14 protein-coding genes are annotated in these 16,938 nt (G+C 62.1%); 11 read left to right on the top strand and 3 right to left on the bottom strand.

The window, feature by feature from the left end; all coding sequences use genetic code 11:
• Positions 1–60: 60 nt before the first annotated feature.
• From AD666_RS01570 to AD666_RS01560, 3 genes are all read left to right on the top strand, one after another.
• The gene (locus AD666_RS01570) at positions 61–2,865 is read left to right on the top strand and encodes an RHS repeat domain-containing protein (protein WP_053146878.1); all 2,805 of its coding nucleotides are present in this window, start codon (positions 61–63) and stop codon (positions 2,863–2,865) included.
• Positions 2,866–2,945: 80 nt separating this feature from the next.
• Positions 2,946–4,712 carry an ATP-binding protein gene (locus tag AD666_RS01565; protein WP_053146875.1) on the top strand — a complete coding sequence of 589 codons (1,767 nt, stop codon included), beginning with the start codon at positions 2,946–2,948 and terminating at the stop codon, positions 4,710–4,712.
• Positions 4,705–6,054 (top strand): sigma-54 dependent transcriptional regulator, encoded by a 1,350-nt coding sequence (locus AD666_RS01560; RefSeq protein WP_053146873.1) that lies wholly within the window; start codon positions 4,705–4,707, stop codon positions 6,052–6,054. The genes AD666_RS01565 and AD666_RS01560 overlap by 8 nt, the downstream gene beginning before the upstream one ends.
• Positions 6,055–6,059: 5 nt before the next feature.
• Here AD666_RS01560 and AD666_RS01555 read toward each other — a convergent pair whose 3' ends face one another.
• On the bottom strand, positions 6,060–6,392 hold the full coding sequence (locus AD666_RS01555) for a helix-turn-helix transcriptional regulator (RefSeq protein ID WP_053146871.1): 333 nt from the start codon (positions 6,390–6,392) through the stop codon (positions 6,060–6,062).
• A 329-nt stretch (positions 6,393–6,721) separates the two neighbouring features.
• Between AD666_RS01555 and AD666_RS01550 the strand changes: the two genes are divergently transcribed.
• The 7 genes from AD666_RS01550 to AD666_RS01520 all read left to right on the top strand — a co-directional run bounded on the left by AD666_RS01550 (position 6,722) and on the right by AD666_RS01520 (position 15,025).
• Entirely contained in the window at positions 6,722–7,474 is a 753-nt protein-coding gene (locus AD666_RS01550) for a fimbrial protein TcfA (protein WP_053146870.1), read from the top strand.
• A gap of 94 nt (positions 7,475–7,568) precedes the next feature.
• Positions 7,569–8,066, top strand: coding sequence for a CS1 type fimbrial major subunit (locus tag AD666_RS01545; protein ID WP_082339632.1), 498 nt, complete (start codon positions 7,569–7,571; stop codon positions 8,064–8,066).
• 71 nt (positions 8,067–8,137) lie between these two features.
• Complete coding sequence (locus AD666_RS01540) at positions 8,138–10,825, top strand: TcfC E-set like domain-containing protein (protein WP_053146868.1); 2,688 nt, start codon at positions 8,138–8,140, stop codon at positions 10,823–10,825.
• Positions 10,822–11,967, top strand: a complete 1,146-nt coding sequence (locus AD666_RS01535; protein ID WP_053146866.1) for a CfaE/CblD family pilus tip adhesin — start codon at positions 10,822–10,824, stop codon at positions 11,965–11,967. Before AD666_RS01540 ends, AD666_RS01535 begins: the two co-directional genes overlap by 4 nt.
• Before the next feature lie 293 nt (positions 11,968–12,260).
• Positions 12,261–13,580 (top strand): MFS transporter, encoded by a 1,320-nt coding sequence (locus AD666_RS01530; RefSeq protein WP_053146864.1) that lies wholly within the window; start codon positions 12,261–12,263, stop codon positions 13,578–13,580.
• 356 nt (positions 13,581–13,936) lie between these two features.
• Positions 13,937–14,254, top strand: a complete 318-nt coding sequence (locus AD666_RS01525; protein WP_053146862.1) for a hypothetical protein — start codon at positions 13,937–13,939, stop codon at positions 14,252–14,254.
• Between the two features lie 150 nt (positions 14,255–14,404).
• On the top strand, positions 14,405–15,025 hold the full coding sequence (locus AD666_RS01520) for a flavin reductase family protein (RefSeq protein WP_053146860.1): 621 nt from the start codon (positions 14,405–14,407) through the stop codon (positions 15,023–15,025).
• A 9-nt stretch (positions 15,026–15,034) separates the two neighbouring features.
• Here AD666_RS01520 and AD666_RS01515 read toward each other — a convergent pair whose 3' ends face one another.
• Together AD666_RS01515 and AD666_RS01510 are read right to left on the bottom strand one after the other, a co-directional pair.
• A complete protein-coding gene (locus AD666_RS01515) occupies positions 15,035–15,268 on the bottom strand; it encodes a hypothetical protein (RefSeq protein ID WP_053146857.1) in 234 nt (77 codons plus the stop codon).
• A gap of 41 nt (positions 15,269–15,309) precedes the next feature.
• Complete coding sequence (locus tag AD666_RS01510; protein WP_053146855.1) at positions 15,310–15,663, bottom strand: putative quinol monooxygenase; 354 nt, start codon at positions 15,661–15,663, stop codon at positions 15,310–15,312.
• A gap of 326 nt (positions 15,664–15,989) precedes the next feature.
• On the opposite strand from AD666_RS01510, the gene AD666_RS01505 reads away from it, so the two are divergent.
• Positions 15,990–16,919, top strand: coding sequence for an AraC family transcriptional regulator (locus AD666_RS01505; RefSeq protein WP_053146853.1), 930 nt, complete (start codon positions 15,990–15,992; stop codon positions 16,917–16,919).
• Positions 16,920–16,938: the final 19 nt, after the last annotated feature.

Below are 16,938 nucleotides of genomic sequence, written 5' to 3'. Positions count from 1 at the left end.
CCTCGGTACCCGATCTCGATCAAGGATCAAAGCGGTGAATACCCTGGAGGCCGTCCAACGATGAACAATGTTCACTTTGGCACGCCGACGACTGTCGCACGAGGGCCACGAGGCCAGACGGTACGACACACTCATTACCTGCGTTCCGCGCTCGATCAGCCAGTACGCGGCATCATCACCCGTTATCACCAGGACCTCGCCGGTCGCGTGACACAACAGTGGGATGCCCGGTTGACGGTTGCAGTCCAGATCGATGTCTACTCGCTGTCGGGTGCCCCCCTGTCCAGCCACCATGTGGATGCGGGCCGTCGCGTTCAATTGATCGGTCTTATGGGTGAGGGACTTCTGACATGGGACGGACGCGGCACGCGGCTGCGCAACGAATACGACTCGCAGCGGCGATTGATCGCCGTGTACGAACGGGCCGAGGGTGCTGGCGAACAGGCTACCGAACGGCTGTTCCGTGCAGACTCATCCTCCGAAGCCGCCGCCCGCAATGCCTGTGGCCGGATCATCGAACACCTCGATCCCGCCGGCCAACTCACCATGGGCGATTACAACCTCAACGGCCAGTCCTTGATCGAAACCCGACGATTCATCAATACCGCCAACTCGCCGGACTGGTCCCATGAGGAGGCAGACAACGAGCTTCAGCTCGAGCCCGAACGATTGACCACACGCCGCACCTACGACAGCACCGGCAACCTGCTCAGTCAACTCGACGCACGCCAACATCTTCAGACCTTCTACTACAACATTGCGGGTCAACTGGACGGTATTGCCTTGAAACCTGCGGGCAGGCCCGAGGCCATGCTTTATCACAGTCTCCTGTATAACGCCGACAGCCAGCTGGAACGCCAAGTGGGCGGCAATGGCGTGGTCGACACGGCGACTTACGATCCGGCCGACGGGCGTGTGGTCGAGCTCAAGACGCAAACGGATACCGGCACTACGCTGCGACATGCTCGCTACCGCTACGATCCGATGGGTAACGTACTGAACATCGTCGACCCGACCTTTACCGTCCGCTATTTTGCCAATCGACGCGTCACGGCGGACCAGGCGTTCACCTACGACAGCCTGTATCGGCTGACGGGTGCCACCGGATGCGAAGCGCAAGTGGACCCAGGTCACCCCGGGCTGCCGGAACTGAGCCCGATCGATGACAGCCTGCTGCTCAATTACTCACAGACGATGGCTTATAACGACAGCGGCGGCCTGCTCAGCCTGATCCACCGCAGCGACCATGCAGGCCAGTCCAGGACACTGGAAATGGTGATTGCTCCTCAAAGCAACCGGGCACTGCCCAGGGACGAGAGCGAACCCGACTTTGCCGGCAGTTTCGATGCCTGCGGCAACCAGCGCCTGTTGCAGCGCGGCGGCCAACCGCTGCTGTACAACTTGCGCAATCAGCTCGAGCGCTGCACGACCGTGGCCCGCCCACTGCCCGCCGCCAGTGATCATGAGCACTTTGTCTATGGGGCCGATGGTAAGCGTTTGAGAACGACCCGCACGACCCAGGCAAACAGAACCGTCCTGATCGATCAGCGCCGATATCTGCCAGGGTTGGAGCTGCACGACAATACCGACCGGAACCTGGAAGTCATCGTGATCGAATGGGCGCCGGGCCCTGTCCGTTGTCTGCATTGGGCAAGCGGCAACCCCGGGATAGAGGATTATCAGGTGCGCTACAGCCATGGTGATCACCTGGGCTCCTGCACACTGGAAACCGACAGTCGGGGCCTGCTGATCAGCCGCGAACGATTCCATCCATTTGGGACCACCGCTTCTTGGGCAAGCCGTTCGATCATGGAGGCCGACTACAAGAGCATCCGCTATTGTGCCCGGCCGATGGATGCCAGCGGCCTTTACTACTATGGTCTGCGCTATTACGCGCCGTGGCTGCGGCACTGGATCGGCCCGGACCCGCTGGGCAATGTGGATGGGCTGAATCGATACGCGATGGTCGGTAATAACCCGGTCAGCTTCATCGATGTGCAAGGAACGACAAAACAACCACCGCCTTCGACGGCGGCACAATCGGCACAAACAGCCATCCAGATCACCCCGGCTTCTGCAACTACCGCATCCCCTGCCAACCAGGGGGAAGGTGCAGTCTTACTCACACAGATATCCGACCCACGCAAGAGTCCTAGTCCTCCACCGCTGCCCAAAACCACACAGACGTGGCAAGCCTGGGCCAGGCAGCTGGCTCTGGATGCAGTGAATTCAAGGGTCGGGTTGGCGTTGCTTCCAGTCGGCACATCGAGCCCCGCCAATGCCGCCATCGTGTCGACTCTGATTACCGCCGCCGCACAACTGACGATACACGCCACCCTGTTCAACCCCGGCTGGTCTCCGCCCGGTTCCTGGGATCCCTCGGGCGGAGGTTCATTGCCACCCATGGACGTCACTCAGGGCGCCAACCGTATATTCAACATGACCAACGCCGCCATCAGTACCACTGGAGCGATAACCGGCGCCATTCTGGGACCGGTCGTGGGCGGTTACGTCGACGAGCTCAGGGATACCAAGGGCAAGGCCGAGCGAAAGGCCCTGGCCGGCAAGTGGATCGACACCGTGGACAGGCTCATCGCCGAACAGCGATTGCTGGAAGAGGTGCCGGAAAAGGTTCAGGGTTCGTTGCGCGATCAGGTATTGGAAATAGAAGCGATGATCGGCATTACCTGGCAGACGATGAACATGCTCGAAAAAATCAGCCTGCTGAGGCCAGGAAAACCTGACACCCATGAGGCAGTATCGAGGCGTGGGTCTGAAACATCCATGAGCTCCCTGGGTGATGGAGTGTTCTACAGGAAAGGCCCGAATCGGACTCCGGTGCCCCGCAAAATCACCGCTGTCTGATGCGCAGGCGGCCGCCCTTGGCCCTGACAGCGGGCGGCATGCTATGGTGCCCGCCCGACTTGCTACCGGTTTGCGCCAGCATGCTGCCGACTTCCCGTACCTTGCGTCTGTCGTTGTACACCTTGCTGATCCTCGCCGGTGCCGTCGTCGCCGCGACGCTGGCCGTGCGCCACGCCGAACGCGAGGCGCTGGAGGAAGACGCCAGCCGTGCGAACCAGCAATTGGCGCTATACGCCAATTCCCTGCACACCCTGATCGACCGCTACCGTGCCCTGCCCGCCGTGCTGGCCCTGGACCCCGAGTTGCGCGCCGCCCTCCAGGGCCCGATCAGCGCGGCGCAACAGGAGGCGCTGAATCGCAAGCTGGAGAAGATCAACGGCGCGGCGCGGTCGTCCACCCTGGAATTGCTCGACCACACCGGACTGGCCGTGGCTGCCAGTAACTGGCGATTGCCCAGCAGTTACGTCGGGCATAACTATGGATTTCGACCCTATTTCCTCCAGACCCGAACCCAGGGCACCGGGCGCTTTTATGCAGTGGGCGTGACCAGCGGAATTCCAGGTTACTTCCTGTCCAGCGCGGTGACCGGCGACAACGGCGAATTCCTCGGGGCGATGGTGGTGAAGCTGGAGTTTCCCGAGCTTGAGCGTGAATGGCGCCAGGGCAGTGACACCCTGTTGGTCAGCGATGCCCGGGGCATCATCTTCATTGCCAACCGACCGGGCTGGCGCTATCGCCATCTGCGACCGCTGACCGACAGCGATCGCGCCGAACTCAAAGCCACCCGCCAATACGACAAGCAGCCGCTGCAACCGCTGTCCTTCGAGCCGTTGCGGCGCTTTGACGACAACAGCCATCTGAGCCGGGTCGAAGCCCCCGAGGGCGCTGCGGATTATTTGTGGGAATCCCTGCCACTGCCTGCCGAAGGCTGGACGCTACACCTGCTGCGCCCGCCTCAGATCGCCTTCGAGGACCGTCGCAACGCCGGGCTCGCCGCCGCCGGATCGTGGCTGGCGCTGGTGTTCCTGCTGTTGTTCCTCAACCAGCGCTGGCGCCTGGCAAAACTGCGCCAGCGTAGCCGCGCCGAACTCGAACGCCTGGTGGAAGAACGCACCCGGGAATTGCGCACCGCCCAGGAAGGGTTGGTACAGTCGGCCAAACTGGCGGCCCTCGGGCAGATGTCGGCGGCCCTGGCTCATGAAATCAACCAGCCGCTGACCGCCCAGCGCATGCAACTGGCGACCCTGCGCCTGCTGCTGGACCACGGCCGGGTCGATGATGCCTACAAAGCCCTCAAACCGGTGGATGACATGCTGACCCGCATGGCTGCCCTCACCGGCCACTTGAAAACCTTCGCCCGCAAAAGCCCCAGCGGCCTGCGCGAACGCCTGGACCTGGCGGCGGTGGTGGACCAGGCACTGCAATTGCTGGACACGCGCCTGCGGGACGAACAGGTCGACACCGTGCTGCACCTCACCCGCCCGGCATGGGTGCGCGGCGATGCGATCCGCCTCGAGCAGGTGTTGATCAATCTGCTGCGCAACGCCCTCGATGCCATGGCCGGACGACCCGCCAGGCGCCTGGAAATATGCCTGGAAGCCGACGAGCTATTGTGGCGCCTGACGGTGCGCGACAGCGGCACGGGGATCGCCGAAGAACACCTGGCCCAGGTGTTCGATCCTTTCTTCACCACCAAGGCAGTGGGCGACGGCTTGGGCCTGGGGCTGGCGGTTTCGTTCGCCATCATCCATGAATCCGGCGGACGCCTGACCGCGGACAACCATGAAAGCGGCGCTGTATTCTGCGTGAGTTTGCCCATCGACCAGGAGACGCAGTTGCATGCTTAGCCAATCCCAGCTGAAAAACGTCATGGTGGTGGACGACGAAGCCAGCATCCGCAGCGCCGTCGAGCAATGGCTGAGCCTGTCGGGATTCGAGGTGCAATTGTTCAGTCGCGCCGAAGAATGCCTGGCGAAACTGCCCGAGCATTTTGCCGGGGTGATCCTCAGTGACGTGCGCATGCCCGGGCTCAGCGGTCTGGAACTGCTGGCTGAAGTGCGGCGACGCGACCCGGACCTGCCGGTGATCCTGTTGACCGGCCACGGCGATGTGCCGATGGCGGTGGAAGCCATGCGCGACGGCGCTTATGACTTCCTGGAAAAACCCTTCAGTCCCGAAGCCCTGCTCGGCAGCCTGCGCCGCGCCCTGGACAAGCGCTCCCTGATCCTGGAAAACCGCCGACTGCACGAACAGGCCGATGCCAGGGCCCGGCTCGACGGCACGCTGCTGGGGGTGTCCCGTGCGCTGCAAAACCTGCGGCGCCAGGTGCTGGACCTGGCCTCACTGCCGGTCAATGTGTTGATCCGCGGCGAAACGGGCAGCGGCAAGGAGTTGGTCGCCCGCTGCCTGCATGACTTCGGGCCTCGGGCGAACAAGCCGTTCGTGGCCCTGAACTGCGCGGCCATCCCCGAACCGCTATTCGAAGCGGAACTGTTCGGCCATGAAAGCGGCGCGTTCACCGGCGCCCAGGGCAAGCGCATCGGCAAGCTCGAATATGCCGACGGTGGCACGCTGTTTCTCGATGAGATCGAGAGCATGCCTCTGGCCCAGCAGGTCAAGCTGTTACGGGTATTGCAGGAACAAAAGCTCGAACGCCTGGGCTCGAACCAGAGCATTGCCGTGGACCTGCGTATCGTCGCCGCCACCAAGCCGGACCTGCTGGACGAAGCCCGGGCCGGGCGCTTTCGCGAAGACCTGGCTTATCGCCTGAACATCGCCGAGCTGCGCCTGCCGCCATTGCGTGAGCGGCGCGAAGACATTCCGCTGTTGTTCGAACACTTCACCCACCGCGCCGCCGAACGCCTCGGCCGCCCCGCCGCCCCTCTGAGCGGCCCGCAACTGAGCCACCTGCTGAGCCACGACTGGCCGGGCAACGTACGTGAACTGGCGAATGTCGCCGAACGCCAGCTATTGGGACTGGATCAACCCCACGTCTTGCAGACGGATCCCGGTCAATCCCTGGCCGCCCAGCAAGAGGCGTTCGAAGCCCAATGCCTGCGCGCCGCCCTGACGCGGCACAAAGGCGATGTGAAGGCGGTGCTCGAAGAACTGCAACTGCCGCGCCGCACCTTCAATGAAAAAATGCAGCGCCATGGGTTGAGCCGGGAAATGTTTTTGCAGGAGAGCTGATACCCCTAGCCCGAGATCAGACTGGCAAGCATCCTTTTCTTGCTCGCCGCATCCAGGGCCCGATAGCCATCCAGCAACAGTTCCTCATCGGGCGCCAACGACGGCGGCCTTGCGCCTTGCCCACGCTCGCCAATCAGAACGTACTGCGCGTCCACGCCAATCACCGCCAGTTTCGCCACCAGATCGGCCGGGCATTTCTGCCGTCCCGACACCACTTCCTTCAAGCGCTGCGGGCTGGATTCCCCCGCGGCACGGGACGCCGCCGCCAATGAAATGCCGCAACGATCAATCTCTTCGCGCAGGCGAACGTGGATATAATCCACCAAATCTATTGACATGGTGTAATTATCCCACCAAAATATTTTGGACAAACAGCGATCATCTATGCCTCACAGGAATTGCCACCATGCCCGTGTCAGCGCTGAACGTCCGAGAAGTCACCTCATTGACGATCATCAGCGTGTCGGGAGCGTTGGATCTGGATCTACTTTGGAAACTTCCTACACGAAATAGGGAAGCATCTGTAGCACAAAAGGAAGTATCACAAATATAGCTCGCCCCAGGACGAAGGTTTTTTCTTCATCGCCACCGGTCCAGGGGTCGAGGCCAGGCACTTCACCAAGCGTACTGAAAACGTTGAGGTTTTCTCACTTACTTGAGGTCGAACATGCATTTGTATCAAACATTTACCACTCGCTGGATGGTCTCGAGCAAGCTTGCACTCTTGACGCTGGTCCTGGGTGCGTCAACGCCAGCGGCCGCCAACATGGTGGTGTATCCGATGACCAGTACCATCGGCGCCGAGCAGGACGGTGTGGGCCAGATTCAATTGCATTCCAAGTCGGACAAGGTCCAGTACATCAAAGTCAGCGTGACCCGGATCCAGCGCCCCGGCACACCGGACGAACACGAAAGCCCCCTGTCTCCCGCCGATACCCAGGGCATCGTCGTGTCGCCGCAACGCACGGTACTCGCTCCCGGTGCCAGTCGCACAGTACGTATTATCGCCCAGGCGATCCCCAGCGAGGAAACCGTCTACCGCGTCTATTTCGAACCTGTGGCCGCACCGGACCTGGTGGATGAAACCGCTTCGGACCAAGGCGTGCAGCCCAGGATTGGTGTCAACCTGATCTGGGGCGCGCTGGTGCGCCTGCTGCCGGACGAACGACGCACCAGCATCAGCCTGCAACAGAACGGCGGAGCGTTGCGCAACGACGGCACCCTGCGCGTCGGCGTGCTGCAAGTTGGCCGCTGCGCCGATGTCAAAGGCGAGAAGGACTGCGTCTGGAATGACGTCAATCGCAGCCTGTACCCCGGCCACACTCTTCCCGTCTCGGCTCCCGGCGTCAGCGGCAATGTCCTGATGCGCTTCGTGACCAGCGACGATAAGCAGCCCCGCACCCTCGCCGTACTGCCTTAAAACCCGACGTCCCAACGAATTTCTTTTGACCTGAGCTACGTGCCCCCGCACGTGGTTGGGCCCCCGTTCATCCATAGCAAAGAGGCAACACCCCATGAAACTGCTCCAACTCGCACCGCTGGCACTGGCTGCCCTGGTTTCGCTGCCCGCCGTGGCGGTGGAAAAAAGCATCCTGGTCTATGCCGATGTCGATCCGACGATCGAACTGCTCCAGTCCGATGGCAGCCCGCTGCCAGCGTCCATGGAGATGGCCTACCTGCCGGGTGCCGGCCTGCAGCCCACCCGCCTGGGCACGCGGATCTTCAGCAACGACACGGAAAAGGACATGACCCTGCGGCTGATCACCAACCCGGTGCTGGCCAACATGACCAATCCCGCCGCCACTGGCGTGCCCCTGTCCATCAGTTTCGGCGGACGGGCGTTGAATACCACCGGCGTATCCCTGTCGGCGGCCGACCTGTTCCCCGGCGGTGACCCGACCAGCGGCTCCATCGAGCAGATGCTGGACATCCGCCAGACCACTGCCGGCGCCATCACCAACGCTGGCCGTTACGAAGGCATTGTCAGCCTGGTCCTGACCCAGCAGCCGTAAACCGCCGGTTCTCCCCGGGAGGGGGGGTACGGCGCTGTCGTACCTCCCCTTTTTCTTCGTCAAGGCCACGTATGAAACTCCATCTCACCGCACTCTCCATCTGCCTTGCGTGGGCGTTGGCCGATGCCGTATCGGCCGCTCCCGCCGACCTGACCCGAGTACCGGCCGGTTTCGAAGCCCTGGTCGAGGGTCAGGTGGAACAACTCGAGCTGCACCTGTTCAATCGCAATCTCGGCCTGCATCCGGTGCTGGTGCGACCTGGCCGGATCGAATTTCAACAACCCGAGCGGATCGCTGCCTTGTTGGTCGAAGCTGGCGCGTTGGTGTCTGCCCAAGAGCTGCTGCCCTTGCTGTCACAGCCCTTGCCCAGCAACAGCCAACTGGCCTGCTCCTACGGTTTGGCCAGCGAGGCGAGTTGCGGCTATCTGGAAACCGAGGCGGTGGCCGTGATCCTCGATGAGGCAGGCGCCCGGCTGCAGGTGCTCTTGCGCAAGGACTGGCTGCCGGAAAACGAGGCCTCGGCCCCTCGACTGCACACACCGAGCGAGGCCCGGAATGCCCTCGTCCATCGACAGAACATCAACATCGCCCAGTCCGACAGCTACCGCGCCCTGGGAGCCAGCGGCCTCGGCGCACTCGGTCTGGGGGAAAGCAGCCATCTGGGGTTCACCTGGATCTACCAGGCCAACCAGAACAGGCGCGGCAGCGACAGCAATCTGGAATTCAACAACGCCTACTACCGGCAGGACTTCGACCGGGAGCACTACGCCCAGGCGGGACGCATGGACATGAGCAACCTGTCCAGCGCAGAAGGCGGTAACTTCAATTTCAGCCTGTTGCCCTTGGGCCGCATCGACGGCGCCCGCGTAGGCACCACCCTGGCCTACCTCAATCGCGACGTCGTCGGGCAGGGCACCCCCGTCTCCCTGATCCTGACCCAACGCGCCCGCGTCGATGCCTTTCGTGGCGAAGAATTGCTGTCCACCTCGTACCTCGATGCCGGCGTGCAGAACGTCGACACCCGGACCTTCCCCAACGGCAGCTATCCGGTGACCCTGCGGGTGATCGAAAACGGCCAGGTGACCCGCACCGAAACCGTGCCCTTCAGCCGCACCGACGGCAATGGCCTGGGCGATGACACCGTGCAGTGGTTCTTGCAGGGTGGACGCACGGCCGAGCACTCCCTTTACGATCAGGACCCGGCGGCCGTGGCCCAGACCGGCCTGCGGATCCCCTTGCTGGACAACCTGGCGCTGACCAGCGGCATCACTTGGCTCGACACGGCGTTCTTCAACGAAAGCCGCCTGGACTGGGCCGGCACGCTGGGTGCCAGCAGTTGGTCGCTGTCGGCCGCCCTCCTGGAAGGCAATGACGGGGCGAGCGGCAACAGCCAACAATTCACCTTCAATCATGGCCTGTCCTGGAATCTCTATCGCTACTCGCTGCGCAGCCCGTCCTGCGAACACACCCGCCGTGCCTACCGGCAGAGTGGCTGCAACGAATCCCTGAGCGCCAGCGCTTCCCTGCCCCTGGCCGGCGGCGCCCTGAGCGCTGGCTACAGCTACAACCGCTACGCCCAGGTGAGCCCGTCGTACTACTGGAATACATTGCCCGGCGAGCCAGACCTGACCGAAGACCTGACGACCGCCACCTGGGCCCGCACCCTGCAAGTGGGTTTTTCCCGCGGGCATTCCCTGGGCCCGCTCCACCTCATCCACCGCGTGGGCGCGTTTCGTAATCAGAGCGGCAACCGACCGACCGATCACGGTCTATACCTGAGCCTCAGCCTGTCCCAGAACGAGCGCTCCACCTCCGGCGGCTTCCGCCACACCAGCGTCGGCCTGGATGCGCGCCGCGAACAGAATGCCAGCGACAGCGTACGGACCAGCCTGGCCCACACCCGGGTCTGGGAAGGCGAACACGGACGCAACGAAATGAACACCGGGGTTGGCTACGATGATCTTGGCCGCTGGGATGCTGAACTGGCCGGGCGCCTGGAGCGCAACTGGGGCGAGACAAGCCTGGCCGTGTCGCAGCGCGGTGGTGACCGCCAGCATTCACGTCCTGGGCTGAGCGGCAATCATGCTTCCTCCCTGGCACTGGGAGACGAAGGCTTCTTCTGGGGGCCGGGCCAGGGTGGCACCGGCCCGGGCGCCGCCGTCGGCATCGTCGCGGCTCCGGCGGAAAACGCCAGCGGCGCGGCCGCCAAGGTCAGCGGTGGCTACGGCGCCCAGACCAGCATCGGCTTCGGCGAGAAACGGCTGATTCCCATCAATGGCTTCCAGGCCTCGCAAACCCGCATCAGCGACGCCGACGCCTCGCGCCAGAATCTGAGTTCGGTGAATGTCGGCAACGGCAGCCGCGACTGGTTCCTGCCCCCTGGCAAACTGGCGGTACAACGCATCGAATCCAGCGTCAGCTACACCTACGTCGGCCGCCTGGTGGACGCCCGGGGAAAACCGCTGGCACAAGCCGCCATCCTCAACGCCGCGATGCTCGAAACGGGCGAAGACGGCAGCTTCGTCGTTGACCTCGACCACCACCCAGCCCCGCTGTTCGCCCTGGACCTCAACGGCGTGCATGCCTGCGCCGTGCAATCGGCGACCGCTCGCAGCAGCCTGCGACGGGTTGGCACGCTCACCTGCCAGAGCACCACCCTGGACGCGCTGCCGAAAAACCTCCATGACCCCGACCGCCTCGGACGCTGGACGGCGCGCCGTAGCGCCGCGTTATCGCCAGACAAGGGAAACCAGCCATGACTTCGATCCTTCACCGTTGGGCTCGCCGCCTGGGCGCGCTGATTGGCGCGTTAGCGACGCTCCCTGCGCTCGGGGACATCCATCCCGGCAACCACTATCAATCCGAGACGCTCGCCTTCGACCGTTCGGCTCCGCCCGCCGATCATTACATCTGGACGCGGATGACCCACGGCTGGCACGAACAGCCGGTGGAAGGCGCAGGCTATAAGACAATGCATTTTGTCTGTCTGTCCAACACCGATCCCGCGACAGGCCAGTGCCTGACCACCGCCGGAGGCAGGTACGGCACCACCGAGATAAAGTTACGTTTCACGGAGAAACGCAGCCGACTGTCCGTGGTTCTGACCGTCAACGGCAACATTACGCGCAGACTCCCGATCCACAGCCCCTGTGGAATGTGGGGGTCCAGCACCTGGATGCTGACTTCGACATCACATGGCAACTGCGAGGGAGTGGATGCGACAGGCACGGCCTCCACCCTCTGGATTCCTCGGTCGGAACTCGCCAAGTTGCCCGCCGGTGGCGTTTGGACGGCGCAATTGGTCATGAGGCTCCGAAGGTACTATTCACAACCTATCGGAGCCGCGCATACCTACACCGTCGACTTCAAACTGGACGTCACCGACCACAACAACGTGCAGATCTACCTCCCTGCCTACGGCATCAGCACCCCGCAAGTGGACCTGAACCTGCGCACCCGGCCCTTGAGCAACGGACCCGGCGGCGTGGTTTCCGGCCAGTCCGTGGTCGATGCCTGTCTGTACGACGGCTATAACGCCAACAGCCAGCGCTACGAGGTGCGCATCACCGGCGCCAATCCCGTTCCCGGCATGGAGGGCCGCTTCTTCGTGCACCACACCGCCGGCGGCACGGGCGAGCGCAACCGCATCGAATACCAGGTGCGCACCCGCACCGCCAACCTGGGCGAAACGCAGCATGTGTCGGGGCAGACAGTGACCCATACCGGCATTCACAACGCCGACATCCGCGCCGTGCGCTTGCCCAACGTGCCCTTCCCGGTGGTGTGCACGCCATGGCCCATCACCCTGGACACACCAGCCTTCAACCAGATCGACAAGAACACCGGTCAGTACCGGGGGGAGCTGAAGCTGGAGTTCACGCCTTCGACGACTTCGCCCTGAGTTTTTGTGGTGAATGAAAGGGCCTCATCGCGAGCAGGGCTCGCTCCCACAGGGTTAGCGCAAATCCCTGTGGGAGCGAGCCTGCTCGCGATGAGGCCAGCACCCACAACACATCCTCCATTGATAAGCGGATTCCTGCTTACCACCATGGCAACAATAAGCGGATTTCCGCTCACCCCGCCCCGCCACCCCCTCTAAACCGGCCCTCCACCGTCTGGCACAGCTCCTGCTATAGCCCTGTCAGGCCGCGTCTCCACGCGCTCCACAAAAACAATTAAACGAAGGATCCTTCAATGGATAACTCCAACGCCCTGCCCCTCGGGTCGGCTGCCGTGCCCGCCCGTGAAAGAACTACCGCCAGCCGGATCAAATCGATCTTCAGCGGTTCGGTCGGCAACATGGTCGAGTGGTATGACTGGTACGTCTACGCCGCTTTCTCGCTGTACTTCGCCAAGGTCTTCTTCCCCAAGGGCGACACCACCGCCCAACTGCTCAACACCGCCGCGATCTTCGCCGTGGGCTTTTTGATGCGCCCCATCGGTGGCTGGTTGATGGGCCTCTATGCCGACCGCGCCGGACGCAAACGTGCGTTGATGGCTTCGGTGTACTTGATGTGCTTTGGCTCGCTGATCATCGCCCTGAGCCCTGGCTACGAAACCATCGGCGTCGGTGCGCCGATCCTGCTGGTGCTGGCCCGGTTGCTCCAAGGCCTGTCGGTGGGTGGCGAGTACGGCACCTCGGCGACCTATCTGAGCGAGATGGCCACCAAGGAACGCCGCGGTTTCTACTCCAGCTTCCAGTACGTGACCCTGATCTCTGGCCAACTCATCGCCCTCGGCGTGCTGATCGTATTGCAACAGTTCCTCACCAGTGACCAGTTGTACGCCTGGGGCTGGCGCATTCCGTTCGCCATCGGCGCGTTGTGCGCAATCGTGGCGCTGTACCTGCGTCGCGGCATGGAAGAAACCGAGTCGTTCACCAAGAAGGAAAAATCCAAGGAAAGCACCATGCGCACCCTGCTGCGCCATCCCAAGGAATTGATGACCGTGGTCGGCCTGACCATGGGCGGCACGCTGGCGTTCTACACCTATACCACCTACATGCAGAAATACCTGGTGAACACGGTCGGCATGAGCATTTCCGACTCCACCACCATTTCCGCCGCCACGCTGTTTCTGTTCATGTGCCTGCAGCCGGTGATCGGCGGGTTGTCGGACAAAATCGGGCGCCGGCCGATCCTGATCGCCTTCGGCATCCTGGGTACGCTGTTCACCGTGCCGATCCTGACCACCCTGCACACCATCCAGACCTGGTGGGGCGCGTTCTTCCTGATCATGGCGGCGCTGATCATCGTCAGCGGCTACACCTCGATCAACGCCGTGGTGAAAGCCGAACTGTTCCCCACCGAAATCCGCGCCTTGGGCGTCGGCCTGCCTTATGCCTTGACCGTATCGATCTTCGGCGGCACCGCCGAATACATCGCCCTGTGGTTCAAGAGCATCGGCATGGAAACCGGCTACTACTGGTACGTGACAGCCTGCATCGCCGTGTCGCTGCTGGTGTACATCACCATGAAAGACACCCGCAAACATTCGCGGATTCTGACTGACTGATTGATGTACTTGCAGTCACTGCAACGGTGACTGATGGCCGCATCGCGAGCAGGGCTCGCTCCCACAGGGTTAGTGCAAGTCCTTGTGGGGGCGAGCCCTGCTCGCGATTGAAAGCAACTCGCCTCAAGCCTCGAAACAGCGATTAATCACCCGTTAATCCCTGCCCTGCATCCTGAGTCCACCTGATCGATTATCCCGCGCGACGTTCGCTCCCATTCGCGAAATGGTCAATGCGCCGCCCTTAATATCTACTTAATCGATCATATTCAGCATTATTTTGAGATTTTCAATCAACTTAATTGGCGTAATATTCAACCCATGCAAGACACATCGCCAACGAACCCGGAGTACACACCATGAAAACCAAACTGATCCTCGCTCTGACCCTGTCCGTACTGGCTGCTAACACCTTCGCCGCCGACGGTTTCGACAAAACCGGCTCTGCCGCCTTTGGCTCCGAGGCCAGCGCTGCCATCGAGCGCAACCATTCCGGCAGCTACGCCGCCGACGGTTTCGACAAGACGGGCACCGCCGACGCCATTGCAGCCGATGGTTTCGACAAGACCGGCACCGCCGACGCCATTGCTGCCGATGGCTTCGACAAGACCGGCACCGCCGATGCCATTGCAGCCGATGGTTTCGACAAAACCGGCACCGCCGAAGCGATCAGTTGATTGATAATGAAAAGATCGCAGCCCTCGAGGCGCCTGACGGAATGACCGTGGCGCTGCCGAGGGCTGCGATCTTTTGCTTCTCTGGAAATTAAAACCGCGGCCTAGCACTATTAGCGGCCTATCAATGCCTTCCTCAGGGAACACCCGCTAATGTCCGATGACATCCATTTCTATGAGCCCGCCAACGGCCACGGCCTGCCCCACGATCCGTTCAACGCTATCGTCGGCCCGCGTCCCATTGGCTGGATTTCTTCGCAGGACGCCGAGGGCCGCCTGAACCTGGCACCCTACAGTTTCTTCAATGCGTTCAATTACGTCCCGCCAATCATCGGTTTCTCCAGCGTCGGTCGCAAAGACAGCCTGAACAACATCGAACAGACCGGCGAATTCGCTTGGAACCTGGCCACACGCCCGCTGGCCGAGCAGATGAACCAGAGCTGCGCGATGGTTGCGCCTGAGGTCAACGAGTTCGAACTGGCGGGGCTGAAAACCGTAGCCTCACGGATCATCCAGGTACCGCGGGTAGCCGAAAGCCCGGTGTCCTTCGAATGCAAGGTCACCCAGATCATTCAGTTGCAGCGTGCGGACAAGTCGCCGGTGCCGAGCTGGCTGATCCTCGGCGAAGTGGTTGCCGTGCACATCGCCAAATGGCTATTGAAAGACGGGGTCTACGACACGGCGGCCGCCGAGCCGATTCTGCGCGGCGGTGGGCCGGCGGATTATTTCCAGTTGGGACCAGAGGCATTGTTCAGGATGCACCGCCCCAAATAACTGTGGGAGTTACCAGAGCAGCCCGCCCTCGTCATCGACGCCCTTGAGATGAGTCAGCTGCACCGCTGCCGCCTCATCGGCCTTGGCCGCGGTTTCGAAAGTCTGTTCTTCAAGCACCTTGTTAAAGCGCGGTGCACCTGGGCCGCCAATGGCCTTGGTGGCAATGGCGGCGTAATAGCCACCTCCTTCCTTGGGAACGACAGCGGAAACAGCTTCGAAGGTTTCAAAGGCTTTAAGTGCCATGTCTGCGCATCCGGGCGATGAAAAATGACGTCATTAAACCTTCATCCGGCCAGTTTGTGTACCGTCGCCAGGCTCCCTTCGGTCGCCTGGGCGGCGGACACGTCCTTGAAGGTGTGGAAATCCAGGCTGCTGACCACAAGGTCCTGCACCAGCTCGGAAAAAATACCCATGGCCGGCGAGTTGAAGTACGCATCCATCGATTGTTGGTTGGCCCACAGCCCGGACACCAGCCATAGATCGGCATCGCATTGCGATTGTTGCAAGGCAAAGTGCATGCAACCGGGGGCCTGGCGCGATGGCGCGATCAGTGTGCTCAAGCGCGCCCCCAGCGGTTTGGAGCAACCGGCGCGGGCCCGCACGAAAGCCATGTGACTGACGGGGATCTGTGTAGACATGTTCAACCTCCCAGGTAGTCCGTTGTGCAGCCCGGGACAGGCTGCGACACGATCAAAGGTTAAGCGCCGCGAGACCAGGGTCGTTAGTCGATTTCTGCCGACCACTTGCACAATTCTGCGCGCCAGGCATTCACAAGGAGGCCAGGGGCTCTCCGTCAGCCGGCAATTTGAGACAAAAGGTTTCAAGCAAGTTTCAGCGACATTCGATGTTGCAGCACAGCGAGCCGTGCAGGATCAGGCAAGCTTTCAACAGGATGTGACTACCGCTGCGCCTTGCACAAACATAAGCTTTGTCCATGGCTTCCCTATCACCCGAGGATTCCGGCATGTCACCACTTGACCACGCCCACGTCCCGCTGGACACCTATCTGGAACAGCAGCGCGCTGAACTGGCGTCGATCATCGACCGAAATACCGGTGAAGATGGCAATTACTCCACGGCCATCGGCTCATTGAACCTTTCCCGCCACACCCGCCCCCGCGACTTCGCTCCGGTGCTGGCCCAACCGGCGCTGTGCATCATGGCCCAGGGCAGCAAGCAGGTACGGTTGGCGGATGAACTGTTCAACTACGATCCGCTTCATTACCTGGTGGTCTCGGTGTCGATGCCATTGAGCGGCTGCATGGCCGACGTCTCGCCCGAGCGTCCGGTCCTGGCTTTGCGCATCGACATCGACCCGGCGGAGATCACCGCGTTGATCGCCGATGCCGGCCCCATGGGCGTGCCGACCCGTCCCGCCGGCCGTGCCTTGTATGTCGAACGCCTGGACACGCCGATGCTCGATGCCGTACTGCGGCTGGCGCGATTACTGGATACGCCGAAAGACATCGCTATGCTCGCGCCGTTGGTACGCCGTGAGATTCTCTACCGTCTGCTGCGCAGTCCCCAGGGCTACCGTCTGTATGAGATCGCCATCGCCAACAGCCAGAGCCATCGCATCAGCCAGGCGATCAAATGGCTCAACAGCCATTTCGAACAACCCCTGCGCATCGATGACCTGGCCCGGGAAGTGAACCTCAGCGTCTCGACCCTGCACCACCGCTTCAAGGCCATGACGGCCATGAGCCCGCTGCAATACCAGAAACAACTGCGACTGCAAGAGGCCCGACGGCTGATGCTGGCCGAGGGACTGGAAGCCTCGGCGGCCGGATATCGGGTGGGTTATGAAAGCCCTTCGCAGTTCAGCCGCGAGTACAGCCGGTTGTTCGGAGCTCCACCGTTGCGGGATCTGGCGCGGTTGCGGTTGACGGTTTGACCTGGTTTTTTTGCATTGG

Origin of the sequence: Pseudomonas sp. Pf153 (assembly GCF_001269775.1) — a bacterium.
GTDB lineage: Bacteria > Pseudomonadota > Gammaproteobacteria > Pseudomonadales > Pseudomonadaceae > Aquipseudomonas > Aquipseudomonas uvaldensis.
Note: the sequence above shows the minus strand (reverse complement) of the source record. Positions and strands in the feature narration are given on the sequence as shown.